Annotated in this window: 11 protein-coding genes; 7 read left to right on the top strand and 4 right to left on the bottom strand. The window is 52.7% G+C overall.

Translation table 11 applies throughout. The annotated features are described in order from the left end of the window. Positions 1–377: 377 nt before the first annotated feature. A complete protein-coding gene (gene hisC / locus KQI79_RS13270) occupies positions 378–1,448 on the top strand; it encodes a histidinol-phosphate transaminase (RefSeq protein ID WP_216538719.1) in 1,071 nt (356 codons plus the stop codon). A gap of 608 nt (positions 1,449–2,056) precedes the next feature. Here hisC and KQI79_RS13265 read toward each other — a convergent pair. Together KQI79_RS13265 and KQI79_RS13260 are read right to left on the bottom strand one after the other, a co-directional pair. After that, positions 2,057–2,668 (bottom strand): YqaA family protein, encoded by a 612-nt coding sequence (locus tag KQI79_RS13265; protein ID WP_216538718.1) that lies wholly within the window; start codon positions 2,666–2,668, stop codon positions 2,057–2,059. A gap of 145 nt (positions 2,669–2,813) precedes the next feature. Beyond that, complete coding sequence (locus tag KQI79_RS13260; RefSeq protein ID WP_216538717.1) at positions 2,814–3,551, bottom strand: YqjF family protein; 738 nt, start codon at positions 3,549–3,551, stop codon at positions 2,814–2,816. A 291-nt stretch (positions 3,552–3,842) separates the two neighbouring features. On the opposite strand from KQI79_RS13260, the gene KQI79_RS13255 reads away from it, so the two are divergent. Further along, positions 3,843–4,700 (top strand): M15 family metallopeptidase, encoded by an 858-nt coding sequence (locus tag KQI79_RS13255; protein WP_230191587.1) that lies wholly within the window; start codon positions 3,843–3,845, stop codon positions 4,698–4,700. A gap of 73 nt (positions 4,701–4,773) precedes the next feature. Here the strand turns inward: KQI79_RS13255 and KQI79_RS13250 are convergent, their stop codons facing one another. Both KQI79_RS13250 and KQI79_RS13245 read right to left on the bottom strand, forming a co-directional pair. Then, entirely contained in the window at positions 4,774–6,225 is a 1,452-nt protein-coding gene (locus KQI79_RS13250) for an FMN-binding glutamate synthase family protein (protein WP_216538715.1), read from the bottom strand. A gap of 15 nt (positions 6,226–6,240) precedes the next feature. After that, a complete protein-coding gene (locus KQI79_RS13245) occupies positions 6,241–6,513 on the bottom strand; it encodes a hypothetical protein (RefSeq protein WP_216538714.1) in 273 nt (90 codons plus the stop codon). Between the two features lie 151 nt (positions 6,514–6,664). On the opposite strand from KQI79_RS13245, the gene KQI79_RS13240 reads away from it, so the two are divergent. From KQI79_RS13240 to KQI79_RS13220, 5 genes are all read left to right on the top strand, one after another. Beyond that, positions 6,665–6,877: an alpha/beta-type small acid-soluble spore protein gene (locus KQI79_RS13240; protein ID WP_216538713.1), complete on the top strand. Its 213-nt coding sequence runs from the start codon at positions 6,665–6,667 to the stop codon at positions 6,875–6,877. Between the two features lie 184 nt (positions 6,878–7,061). Then, positions 7,062–8,213, top strand: coding sequence for a type III polyketide synthase (locus tag KQI79_RS13235; protein ID WP_216538712.1), 1,152 nt, complete (start codon positions 7,062–7,064; stop codon positions 8,211–8,213). Then, a complete protein-coding gene (locus tag KQI79_RS13230; protein ID WP_216538729.1) occupies positions 8,206–8,973 on the top strand; it encodes a methyltransferase domain-containing protein in 768 nt (255 codons plus the stop codon). The genes KQI79_RS13235 and KQI79_RS13230 overlap by 8 nt, the downstream gene beginning before the upstream one ends. Further along, positions 8,957–10,102 (top strand): NAD(P)/FAD-dependent oxidoreductase, encoded by a 1,146-nt coding sequence (locus tag KQI79_RS13225; protein WP_216538711.1) that lies wholly within the window; start codon positions 8,957–8,959, stop codon positions 10,100–10,102. Before KQI79_RS13230 ends, KQI79_RS13225 begins: the two co-directional genes overlap by 17 nt. A 65-nt stretch (positions 10,103–10,167) precedes the next feature. Next, positions 10,168–12,297: an MMPL family transporter gene (locus KQI79_RS13220; RefSeq protein WP_216538710.1), complete on the top strand. Its 2,130-nt coding sequence runs from the start codon at positions 10,168–10,170 to the stop codon at positions 12,295–12,297. Positions 12,298–12,443: the final 146 nt, after the last annotated feature.

Genomic DNA, 12,443 nt, shown 5'->3' with positions numbered 1-12,443 from the left:
AGTGTATCCACATAATGTTGACTTGAACCGAACGAACTGGGAAACCTCCACTTTTTTACAGTCCGCGAGGCAGATCCACTATATTCAGTGTTTGATATTACGGGCTTTCGAAATTTAGGATTATATATTATTACGAGAACTTGGACATTTATATGGGGGTACCCGCGAACTATTGTCTTCTCAATATTCCTATCCATGCACGAAGCCTTCTATTAGTAAATACTCTACCTATATGAATCGAGCGAGAACAAGCGGTAATTTATGGGATACTATTCTTTCCGGAAATCTAGTAAAATAAAAAGATGCGATAACAAAGGCGGGTAGGCCGCGATCGAGAATAGAAAGATACATAATAAGGAATAAGGAGTAGAGCCGCAATGAGCAAATATTGGAGCGAAACTGTAAAATCGTTAGTCCCGTATGTGCCGGGAGAGCAGCCGAAAGACCGGAAATATATTAAATTGAACACGAATGAAAATCCGTATCCTCCGTCGCCGAAAGCGATTGCCGCCATTCAAGCGGCGGCCGACGCAGATCTAAGGCTGTATCCGGATCCGAATTGCGGCGCATTAACGACCACGATCGCGGAATATTACGGTTTGAATGCGGATCATATATTTGTCGGCAACGGGTCGGACGAAATATTGGCATTCTCGTTTATGACGTTTTTCGATCGGGAGAAACCGATTCTTTTCCCCGACATTACTTATAGCTTCTATAAAGTATACGCGAATTTGTTCGGCATCCCGGTAACGCTCGTTCCGTTAGACGACGAATTTAACGTCCCTCTGGAACGTTTGAAGGGGGGAAGCGGCGGAGGGATCATACTGCCCAATCCGAACGCGCCAACGGCCAAATATATCCCTTTGGAATCGATCCGGGAAGTGGTGGCCGGCAATCCCGATCAAGTGGTCATCATCGACGAAGCTTATATCGATTTCGGCGGGGAATCAGCTATCCCGTTAATTCATGAATTCCCGAATCTGCTGGTCGTCCAAACGCTGTCGAAATCCCGATCGCTAGCCGGTCTCCGCGTCGGATACGCCGTCGGCAACGCGCAATTAATCGAAGGGTTGAACCGCGTGAAGAACTCGTTTAATTCGTACACGCTGGACAGGCTTGCGCTGGCGGGAGCGGTTGCCGCGTTCCAAGACGAGGAGTATTTCACGGAGACGACCCGCAAAGTAATGAAGACGAGAGAGGCTGCCGTCGCCAAGCTGCAAGCGATGGGATTTCGCGTATTGGAATCGAAAGCGAATTTCATCCTTATATCCCATCACGCCAAGCCGGCTAAGACGTTGTTTCAAGAGCTGCGCAAGGAAGGCGTGCTGGTGCGGTACTTCGAACAACCTAGAATCGATCAATATTTGCGCGTTACCATTGGCACGGACGAAGAGATGGAAGTCTGTCTGCAAATATTGCAACGGTTGGTCGAACATACCGGTTAACGGATCGCGAAGGCTTTATTTCAGGAAAAAACGCCGTCCTTGCAAGAATAGCGGATCGAATGAGAGCGTCGATTAATTGCGGACAGTTTGACGTGAGAGAACGTAGTAGAAAATGTGTGTGATTTTTCGTAAACATTTACAGGATCAGGGCTCAAAATCTCGATTTGTGTGTGAAATTTCGAATAGAATCGACTGATTTGCTGCATGCGTCGCTCATTTTGTATGATTTTTCGCATACATTTTGTGGTCCCTCGCAGATTCCATAATTAGGCCTTCAGGATCCGTTTTTATGTCGCGCATGTCTAATGCTTAACATGGCGTACTTGCGGTTGTTATGCCAAGAATGATTGAGGGGCTTCCCATACATAGCGCAGCGCTACGTAAGAGAAGCCCCATGAGTTTTCAGGCTTGAGTCCCAATCCTTTAAATGCGTGTTCAAAAAGTCAACTTTTCAGCACCGAGAAGGTTGCGAGAACCCGAAGAAGGAGGAGCGGAGTGTAGGTAAAACCTACATGAGCACCGGACTTCGAGGGTGAACGCAAGATTCGATGCCGAATACGCTTCTAGATATACTTCGTGATCAAAAGAGGACTTTTTGAACAACCTCTTTAACATTCCTCTGCCTTTTCCACTGCCGGTACGGCCGTTTGCGCCGTTTGCTTTTTCTTCTGCAGCTTCCGCTTGATCATCAAGCCGACGGCCAACAGACAAGCGACTCCCAGAAGCGTATACGTGAGATAACCGTGTATCATGCCTTCCGCGGCTCTCCCGAAAAGATAGAACAGTACGCCTACCGTGTAAAACTTCACCGCTCGCCCGACGGCGGCATATCCGATCAATTTCCACAACGAAAAATGCAAACAACCGGATAAAATCGTAAACACTTTGAAAGGAACCGGCGTGAAAGATCCGATGAAAATCGCCGCTTCCCCGTTTCGATTAAATAAATTGGTTGCTGAATCGATCCAGCTTTTTTTAAGAATTTTGTAGAGGATCGATTTTCCTAACAATTTCCCCATAAAATATCCGACCGGAGTTCCGAGGAGACAGGCTAAATATCCTACCGTGGCGATCCATAATGCATTGGAAGGATCCATAAGGCCTAAAGATACTTGGAGAAAAAACGCGGGAATTGGAAAAATTACGGCATCGAGAAACGAGTGAAGAAACATGCCCCACGCACCGAAGTCCTTAAAAAAATCCATCATTCCTTGCAACATTCTGCGGGCACCCCTCACTTTGTCTAAAACCAAGATACTCTAAGCATAGATGAGAAACGGCCTTCGAAGAAACGACCTGAAGCCGCAATCTTTCCTCGACTAGAGACTAGGTTGAAACCGGACCTTAGATCGTCCTAATTTCAGTTTAACATTCCAGCTTGCGCAGCGTCCAGCCTAAAACACCCATTCTGCGGGTAAAAGTTGATAGGTGGGGAAGGGCGGGCAGTTCAATGCCGAACGGCTTGCCGATCGTATTCCTTTCGATTTCCAATTCGACACGTTTCAGCAGCCAAGGCGGATGGTGAATGTCGCCGACTAGAAGGCAGTTTGGGCGGTTCGTTTCATGCATTTGCTGCGACAAGCGAGGATGAGGGCTGGTGTATAAGCAATACCTGTCGTATAACCAGTTCTCAATCGATGCTTTGCGAATGCCGTAGGAGGAAGATGACGGCGCGAACCGGCATTGAAATTCGACCTCGGAAGCAGAAGCGCCTTGTTCCATCCGGTAGCGGCACTGAATATGAAAAGGTTCGTTCGGCACCGTAGCAACGGTCATATCCGCATAATGGTACGGCAAGCGAAATAAACGTTTCGCTCCTTCGACAATGATCCGTTTGGATGCGCCGATGCTTAGAAAGTAAACCCCCGGTGGACCCGACGCCGTTCGCACATACGTGCGAAAGTTCAATTCGTCATAATCGGAAAGGCCCGGGATGGGGGGGAGCATACGCAATCGGGCGCCTACCGTGCGGAACGGGGCGATTTTCCTTGCATCGACAGGCCAATGGGCGAACAATAGATGTTCCCATGTTTGGAATATGATCCAGGGACGGCTTGGCAGCGGCGAGGGCCGATGTGCGGTATAATTCATAAGCGAATGCATCGCAAAGACTCCTTTTACATCGTAGTGTTCACGTAGCGGTTGGAACTCATTCGCATGAGCATCGTTATCTGAATTTAGTACATTAATAATTAATTGCATTAAATAATCAATATGGGGCCAAAGGTCCTATTTTTTTATAAATAGATTCATAGAGGCGTCTGTTATGGTAGAATAATTGTTGAAAAAAGAGATTTTTGCTCGAAACGCGAAACATTTTGGGGAAAGCGGCAGTCTATTACGAAGTGAGGATTTCATAGAACATCATACGTCGACATAATGGGGGAGCAACTAATGAAAAAAGCTGTCTTCAGTATTATTATTTTAGGAATTGCAATTTTCATTTTCATAGAATGGCAGAAAGAGCAAAGCTTCTCTTCGGCCAATTTCGTGCCCGATTCATCCGCCGTTTCCGATCAGGGGCCGGAATCCGGATCCGATGACGGCCAAACCGGCGAAGAGACGGCAGAGCCGGATTCGGATGATCGACAATCGGACAAGCCGCTTGAACCGGAGCAGACGTCTTCCCGCAATCCAAGCGAAACAAGGGAAGCTATAACCGACCCGGATAACGTCGCAGTGCTCGTCAACAAGCAGTTCGCGCTGCCGGATCAATACGAACCGGACGATCTGGTCTATCCGGACGTGCATTTTATTTTCAAGGAAAAAATCGATAAACGAAAAATGCGCAAGGAAGCGGCCGAAGCGCTGCAGGAGTTGTTTGCCGGAGCCGCGAAAGACGGAATACATTTGGGCGGCGTCTCGGCGTACCGTTCGCAAGCTACCCAGAAGTCGTTGTTCAACCGTTACGTAGAACGGGACGGCAAGGAGAACGCAATGCGGTACAGCGCCGTACCGGGCCATAGCGAACATCAGACCGGATTGGCGATCGATGTATCGGGCAGCGACGGCAAGTGCGCGGCCTCAGATTGCTTCGCCGGCACGCCGGAAGCGGATTGGATTGCCCAACATGCGCCGGAGTACGGTTTCATCATCCGCTACCCGGAAGGAAAAGAAGCGATTACCGGTTATAAATACGAACCGTGGCATATTCGATATGTAGGAGTCGATATCGCGAAAGATATCGCGGCGCAAAATTTGACGCTGGAAGAATATTTCAACGCGGTGCCTGTTCAACAGGAAGCCAGCTAAACAATAGGAGGGCCGGTGCATTTCGGTAAGGAATGCACCGGCTTCTTTGTTCCGCCTGCGTCCGTTCGCCGTTCTATTGAAGCGGAGTCTGCTGCACAGATTCGGCGTCTTCGCGGGCAACGGTATCCGTTATATTCGGCATGTCGGCAAACGGAATCCGGTGAAACTCGCCGTAAAATTTGTCCTGATTCTCGTGCGAAACGTATCCGAGATCCACGCCTACCGCTTTGGCAAGAAACGGATCGAGCGAGCATAGATCGGATTTGGCCACGTCCGCAATATTCGTTTTGCCGAGCGAATAACAGAGCAGTTCCATCTCGCGCACGGTTGCGTTCAGAAAATGAAAGAGCGACATTTCGCTTCTTTCCACATCCAATTGCTCCGTCGCTTTGGCATTATAAACGACTAAGCCGGTAGGCGGCTCGAAAGGCAGCGTCTTCGCCGCTTGATCGCCGATCAAGGCCATGATAACGGCGGTTCCCATATAGACGGAGTTTGCGCCCAGCGCCAATGCTTTCATACTATCTCCGGGCGTAATCAAGCCGCCCGTCGCAATCAGGCTGACGTCGCGCGCAGCTCCTTTGGCGGCCAAATAATCGGCCGCTCTGGAAATGGCGAACAGCGTCGGCAAGCCAAGGTCGTCCTCCAGAATCGGCGCAGCCGCATGCGTACCGCCTTCGGCTCCGTCGATCGTCACAAAATCCACTTCGGATTCGATAGCGATTTGCAGTTCTTTCTCCAAATGATGGGTCGCGGCGAATTTCAGTCCGACCGGAACCCCGGTTTCCGCTTTCAAGCGGCGGACGAGCTTCATGAAATCTTCCTTTGTATCCACCCCGGGCAATCTGGAATGGATCACCGCATCGTCGCCCTCGGCAATGCCGAACGCCTCCCGGAATTCCGGGCCGATATTTTTGGCGGCCGTGCGCTGCGGGCTCGAGCCTTGAGCCCCTTGTCCGAGCTGGATTTCGATCGCATCCATTCGTCCATATTTCTCGGGAGTGTTGAGCCATCCTCCGCGGTTATACTGCCCGATCAACAGACCGGCCGCTGCGCGTTCTTCCTCCAATAATCCGGCTTCGCCGGTATTGGTGGCGGTCCCGATACGGGTTGCGGCTTTGGCGAGGGCGATTTTCGCATTTTTGCTGAGCGCGCCCCCGAACGACATGGCTGCAATCATGATCGGGATCGAGATGGTCAACGGTTTCTTCGCGTTTTTCCCGATTGTAACCGATGTGCCGATCGAAACGCTGTCCGGCGTCGGAAAGCGGAACAGATGAACCGGATTGAATAGCAGCTTCTCCCAAGGAGAGAAGCGGATATGGCTCCCGAGCGGCCTGCCGGGAGGAAGGCCGGTTTTGGAGCGCATGAGCGTTTCCATAAACGGAATGATACCGACTTTTTTGGACGAAGGTATCATCTCAAACAAATTTTCCGTATATTGATCGCGGGCCAGCCGTTCGACGGCTTTGTCAATGGTTTCGTTAACGACGCTTCGTATCATATTGCCGATCCACTTATACATATGCGAATCCCTGTCCTATGAAGGCTCGAAACGCTTCTGAATTTCTTCCACCTTCTGGGCAAGCGCCAAACAAATTTGTTTGACTTCTCCCAATTGGCGGGCCGCGCTCTGCTCTTCAACCGCAATTTGCGTCAACGCGCTGTTGCCGGCATTCGTAAGATCGTTAAAATGCTGTGTTTCGATCGTCGATAATGTGCCGGCTATCGTTTGAACGCGATGCAGCTCGGAATGAATGTAAGCCAAAGAGCTTGCTAAGTTCCGGTCAAGTTCGCCGTATTGTTCAGTCATGATTGTCTTCCTCCAATTATCAGCATAGATGTACCAATGTTATTATGTCTTTTTGCAATGGCGATATTCGCTTCATCTGCCAGTTCATACATATTTTGCATTTCGTTGTTCACAATAAACGGTGTAATACCATGACCAGAGGAGGAAAACGATGGCTAGAAGATCGAATAGACCCGTCGTCCCGGAAGCGATTCACGCTCTTCAACAACTGAAATACGAAGTGGCGCAGGAACTGGGAATTCAAATTCCCGAAGACGGATATTACGGATATATGGCGACGCGCGATACCGGCGCCCTCGGAGGGCAAATTACACGCAGGCTAATTCAAATTGCGCAGCAGCAATTGAGCGGACATACCCGGTAACACACCGCATCTTTATTTATGGCATGAGAGCATGCGTCATCGTTTCCAATGCGGAAACGACGCATGCTTTTTTTTGCGCGCCGATAGCGTAATAACGTTCAAACGTCATGAATAGGATGGTAGAGACAAGCTGCATTGGCCAGAAAGCTCGAATAGTCGAATGGGAGAGGAATGAAACGAAATCGTGAAAACATGGGAATCTATAGTATCCATTCTAGGGATCGGCACGGCGCTGCCTCCTTACCGCATCGATCAGGACGAGACCGCGGGCAAGCTGGCGGAAGCGTTGGCAGATCGCAGAGATGCGGCGCGTTGGGCGAGAAAAATTTTTAAAAGCTGCGGGGTGGAAACCCGTTACACTTGCGAACCGAATTTGTTGGAGCCGATCGATCGCTGCCGGTATTTATCCAATCGTCCCCAAGCGGATATTCCGGCAACGGGCGAGCGGATGGAGATGTATAAACGGCAATCCGTTCCGTTAGCCGGCGAAGCGGCGGCCGAAGCGCTGCGCGACGGCAATGTGGAGCCGGCCCGGATCACTCATTTGATTACGGTAAGCTGTACGGGATTGTTCTTGCCGGGAATCGATGTCGCGCTCATGCAAGCGCTGGGGCTGGACGCAAACGTGAGCCGTATTCCGTTAACGTTTATGGGCTGCGCGGCGGGGCTAACGGCCATTCGCCTATCCGAACAAATCGTAAGAGGAAACCCTGCCTCCAAAGTACTCGTCGTGTGCGTTGAATTGTGCACGCTGCATATGCAGCCGTCAAGCGCGCGCGAGGCTCTATATGCGACGGCTTTTTTCGGCGACGGCGCATCGGCTTGCATCGTGGGCGAGGCTAGTCCCGGCCAAAGGGCGATATTCGCGCTAAGCAAAGGCGAAACCGTATTGTTTCCTGGGTCGACGGGCGATATGGTATGGAATGTAGGCAATTACGGATTCGACCTATTCCTTTCGCCGCACATTCCGAAGCTTATCGGCGAGTTCGTTCCGGCCGAAATCGCCCGTTTCCTGAAGGGCAGGGCGGCGCCGGAATTATGGGCGATCCATCCGGGGGGACGGGGAATCGTCGATACATTGCAATCGGCGCTATCCTTAACGGATGCGCAAACCCGGGCAAGCCGCTCGGTGTTGCGAGAGTACGGGAATATGTCCTCCGCCACGTTATTGTTCGTTCTGCAGCGGATGAGACAATGGCTCGAAGCGGAGCGTCAGGGCCCGAAGGAAGGCATGGCGCTCGCTTTCGGGCCCGGATTAACGGCAGAGTTGATGAATATCGCGTACGTTCCGGCCGGCTCGCCCTATCCTGAGGCATTGGACGATGCTTATGTTTAACCGGTTGAAGCGGCGGGCGAGCGAACCCGAACGGATGGACGATTTCTCCAAGCGGGGCCCGGAATTAACGGAGGCGCTGCGTCATTTGCGAAGACTCAACCGGATATTGGGCGCCGCTTATCCCTCCCTTTACGGCGTCAAGCGCTTATGGACGGACGCCGGAAGACCGAAACGATTGTCCGTTCTCGACATCGGTTCGGGATCGGGCGAAATCAACCGCATCTTATTGCGGTGGGCCGACCGCAACCGGATCGACATGACGATTGTGCTGGCCGATGTAACGGAGGAGGCTTGTGAGGAAGCAAGACGAGTCTACATGCGGGAGCCGCGGGTACGGGTGATGCGGTGCGATCTGTTTCAATTGCCGGCGAGCAGCGCGGATATTGTAACGGCGTCTCAATTCGTTCATCATTTCCCTTCCGAAGATTTGCCGGAAATTGTGGAGCGTATGCTGCGCGCTTCCCGGTACGGCGTCGTCGTTAGCGACATCCATCGCCATTGGATCCCTTGGCTGGCCGTCTGGCTTCTGACCCGAATCGTTTCGCGCAACGTTTATATCCGCCATGACGCCCCGTTATCGGTTGCCAAAGGATTTCGCGCCGCGGATTGGAGAAGTTTGGCGAAGCATCCCGCCGTTCCGCATATGTCGTTTGCGTGGCGGCCTTTATTTCGTTATGTGGCGCTCGTGCGGAAAGAGCTGGAGCAGGCTTCCTGCGATCATAAAGCGGACGGAGCTGGTACATTTGGGGCAACGGTATGATATCGCCATACTGGGAGGCGGCGTGGCGGGAGCTAGCATGGCAGCGGCCCTTGCGTCCAGGGGCTGGCGGACGCTGTTGATCGAGCGGCATGTCTTCCCCCGGCATAAAGTATGCGGGGAATTTCTATCCCCGGAATCCGCCCGAAGCCTCGTCTCGCTCGGTTTGGACGCGCCGGTCGAATCGCTGCGTCCGGCCGTAATGAATCGAGTCAAGTTGATCGCGCCGGGCGAATGCGAGCTCGACATTCCATTGCCCGCCCCCGCCTTCGGCGTAAGCCGGTTTGCGCTCGATCATAAGCTACATCAAGTTGCGCGGGAGCATGGCGCGGAAGTTCGGACGGGAACGACGGTCGTATCGGTTAGTCCGGACGAGCGGGGATTCCGGATTTCCGCAAGGAACAGGGACGAGCGTTATGAGCTGGATGCGCGCGCGGCGATCGGCGCATGGGGACGAAATCCGCGCCATGGGCTGACGACCAAGGCCCGGCATATGCCGCGCAACTCGTATATCGGCGTCAAGGCCCATTATGAGTCCGTAAGCGAAGAGGCGGGGGCGGCCGTCGAGCTTTATTTTTATGCCGGCGGGTATGCGGGCGTGGCGCCGATTGGAGAAGGCCGGATTAATGTCGCCGCGTTGATGACGCAGCGGGCTTTCGACGAGGCCGGCCGAACTGTATCCGGCGCGCTCGGGCATATTGCCGTTCTCAACCGCGCTTTTCGCCATAGATTGGCGGGCGCCGTTTCCGTCGAAGGCACGGAAACGGCCGTCGCGCAGGTAGAGGCGAGCCGCAAACCGGTTGCATGGGATCAATACGCCCATATCGGAGATGCGGCCGCCGTCGTTCCGCCGTTATGCGGCGACGGAATGGCGATGGCTTTGCGTTCGGTCGAATTATGTTCGCCGCTCGCGGACGGTTATTTGCGCGGACAACTTTCTTTGTCGGCATGGAGGCGGGAGTATGCCCGCTTGTTGAAGCGCGAATTTACCGGTCCGATGCGGTGGGGAAGATGGATTCAATCCGTTATGGGCAATAGGGCGGCGGCCTCGCTGGCCGTTCGATTGGGTCTGCTCGTTCCGGGCGCGGCGGCGCGTATCGTTCAAGCGACAAGATTGAGTATGCGCGAATAAGCGCGCTTCGTTCATACGCTGCATAAGCATGAGCATCTTTTCATTCATCCCGGAGGACCAGTGCCATGATATATCGGATCATTTGCGGACTGTCGCTTAAATACGCCAAATCGATCATCGCGGCATGGCTTTGCGTCCTGGCCGTCTTTTCCGTAATCGCCTGGAAGCTTCCTACGGTTCTGCAAGACCACGGTTTAACGACGGACGGTACGTATGCCCGGGCACAATCCGTTCTAGCCGCCGAATTCCATACCCCCTCCGATCCGGTCATCCTTCTGTTCGAACGGCCGGAGCAAGTTTCCCGGGCCGATTTTCGCCGCTTTATGGAGCGAACTTTGGCAACGGTTCAAACCGTGGACGGCGTCGACAGAATCGTTCCTCCTTCTTCGCGTGCAGGAATGGAGCAGGATGGGGCGGCTTTTGCGCTCCTATCGTTAGGGAACGCCGCGGCGAAGAGCGATACGATCGCTCAATTGCGGCGTATGCTGCCGCAAGACGATCGAATGACGGTTCGAATGACCGGCAAGCCTGTCGTACAGGATGACGTGAATCGAACGAGCCATCGCGACTTGTTCCGGGCGGAGCTGATCGGATTGCCGATCGCTTTTCTTATTTTGTGGATTTCCTTCGGCGGGCTTCTCGCCGCTGCGATTCCGATTGCGGTTGGCATGATCGGCGTCGCGGGAACGATGGGCATCATGTATTGGATCGGCGCAAGCATGGAATTATCCATCTTCGTCTACAACGTCATCCCTATGGTTGGATTGGCGCTTAGCATCGATTTCGCCTTGCTGATGGTAAGCCGGTTTCGCGAACAATTGGCGGTTTCCGCCGTAGAACAGGCGCTGCTTACGACGATGCAAACGTCGGGCCGGGCCGTTTTCTTCTCCTCTTTATGCGTTTTGCTAGGGTTGGCGGGAACGCTGTTCATCCGCATGCCCATTTTCCGTTCGGTTGCCGTCGGAGCGATTATCGTTGTTGCGATGTCGATGCTGTTGACGCTAACGTTCGTTCCGGCGTTTCTGTCGCTGGCGGGGGACAGGATGCGGGCGAAACGCGAGCCGCGCAATAAGGGGGGACAGCCCTGGTTCTGGTATCGCGTCTCCGCTTATGTCATGAAAAGGCCTGTTCGCATGGCGCTTATCGCCGCGGCGATCCTCATCTGCTGTTTGTTTCCTTTAACCCGATTGAATGTCGCCGTTCCGGACGCGTCCTCCTTGCCGAAGCACTTCGAATCCAGGCAAACGGCCGAAGCATTCGACCGCTATTTTGCGAAGGGGACATCGCAGCTGCATTTGATCGGCGCAAGCGCAAATTCCGCTTTGCGGCTAGAGGACTGGGCGAACGCTTACCGCGCTGTGCAGCGGCTGAACCGGGATCCGAACGTGATCCGCGTCGATTCGGTATTTACGAGGCAGCAGCTGACAGCCGAAACGATGGATTTGATTTGGCGAAATCCCGAGTTGCGGAGCAAATACGGCGCCGTTCTCAATCCGTTCGTGCAAGGAAATAACATTCTCATAACCGTAACCGTGGCGGGCGATCCGAATTCGAAACGTACGATGGAATGGGTGAGAAATTGGGAGAGCCAGCCGTCGGAATTGTCGTGGCTGATCGCAGGAGAAGCGAAATACCGGCAGGAGGTGTTCGACGAAGTCTTCAACCGATTGGGCGAAGTCATTCTTTTTATTTTCGCATCCAATTTTGTTGTTCTGTTCGTTGCATTTCGTTCGATTCTGATCCCGATCAAGACGGTTTTCATGAATTTGCTCAGTTTGGGAGCCTCTTTCGGCATTCTTGCCTGGATTTTCGAAGAAGGGCGATTCGGCATCGAACCTTCCGCGATCGCGTTAATGATTCCCGTCTTCGTATTCGGTTTGGCGTTCGGCGTCAGTATGGATTACGGGGTGTTCTTATTGTCGCGAATTTATGAAGCATACCAAAGGACGCATCACAACGAACGATCCGTAGGGGAAGGCATGGCTCTGTCCGGCAAATTGATTACGTCCGCCGCGGCGATCATGATTGCGGTCACGGTTCCTTTTGCTTGGGGCGGCGTGGCGGGGGTCAAGCAGCTTGGAATCGGCATTTCCGCCGCGATTCTCATTGACGCCACAATCGTCCGAATGATGCTGGTGCCCGCCCTCATGAAGCTGTTCGGCAAATGGAATTGGTGGTCGCCGGCAAAAAAATGATCGTTGACAGCCGCTATCTTCGTCTGTACAATGTGATTAATCGTAATAATTACTAATAAATACGAAATGAAGTTTGACTGGAAGCATGGGGAGGTGCAGAGATACGCGTATGCCAAGCGTGGCATATCTATTTTTTTCGTATTAAA

The organism is Paenibacillus sp. MSJ-34 (genome assembly GCF_018918005.1).
In the GTDB taxonomy this organism is placed as follows: Bacteria; Bacillota; Bacilli; order Paenibacillales; family Paenibacillaceae; genus MSJ-34.
This window is presented reverse-complemented; position numbering and strand designations above follow the sequence as displayed.

What these genes read in the sequence shown, in the direction of transcription:
- KQI79_RS13240 (WP_216538713.1), top strand. Translation starts at nt 6,665, where the DNA reads ATGGCTAGAAGATCGAATAGACCCGTCGTCCCGGAAGCGATTCACGCT.
- KQI79_RS13230 (WP_216538729.1), top strand. Translation starts at nt 8,206, where the DNA reads ATGTTTAACCGGTTGAAGCGGCGGGCGAGCGAACCCGAACGGATGGAC.
- KQI79_RS13265 (WP_216538718.1), bottom strand. Translation starts at nt 2,668, where the DNA reads ATGTTGCAAGGAATGATGGATTTTTTTAAGGACTTCGGTGCGTGGGGC.
- KQI79_RS13250 (WP_216538715.1), bottom strand. Translation starts at nt 6,225, where the DNA reads ATGTATAAGTGGATCGGCAATATGATACGAAGCGTCGTTAACGAAACC.
- KQI79_RS13245 (WP_216538714.1), bottom strand. Translation starts at nt 6,513, where the DNA reads ATGACTGAACAATACGGCGAACTTGACCGGAACTTAGCAAGCTCTTTG.
- hisC (WP_216538719.1), top strand. Translation starts at nt 378, where the DNA reads ATGAGCAAATATTGGAGCGAAACTGTAAAATCGTTAGTCCCGTATGTG.
- KQI79_RS13260 (WP_216538717.1), bottom strand. Translation starts at nt 3,551, where the DNA reads ATGCATTCGCTTATGAATTATACCGCACATCGGCCCTCGCCGCTGCCA.
- KQI79_RS13220 (WP_216538710.1), top strand. Translation starts at nt 10,168, where the DNA reads ATGATATATCGGATCATTTGCGGACTGTCGCTTAAATACGCCAAATCG.
- KQI79_RS13255 (WP_230191587.1), top strand. Translation starts at nt 3,843, where the DNA reads ATGAAAAAAGCTGTCTTCAGTATTATTATTTTAGGAATTGCAATTTTC.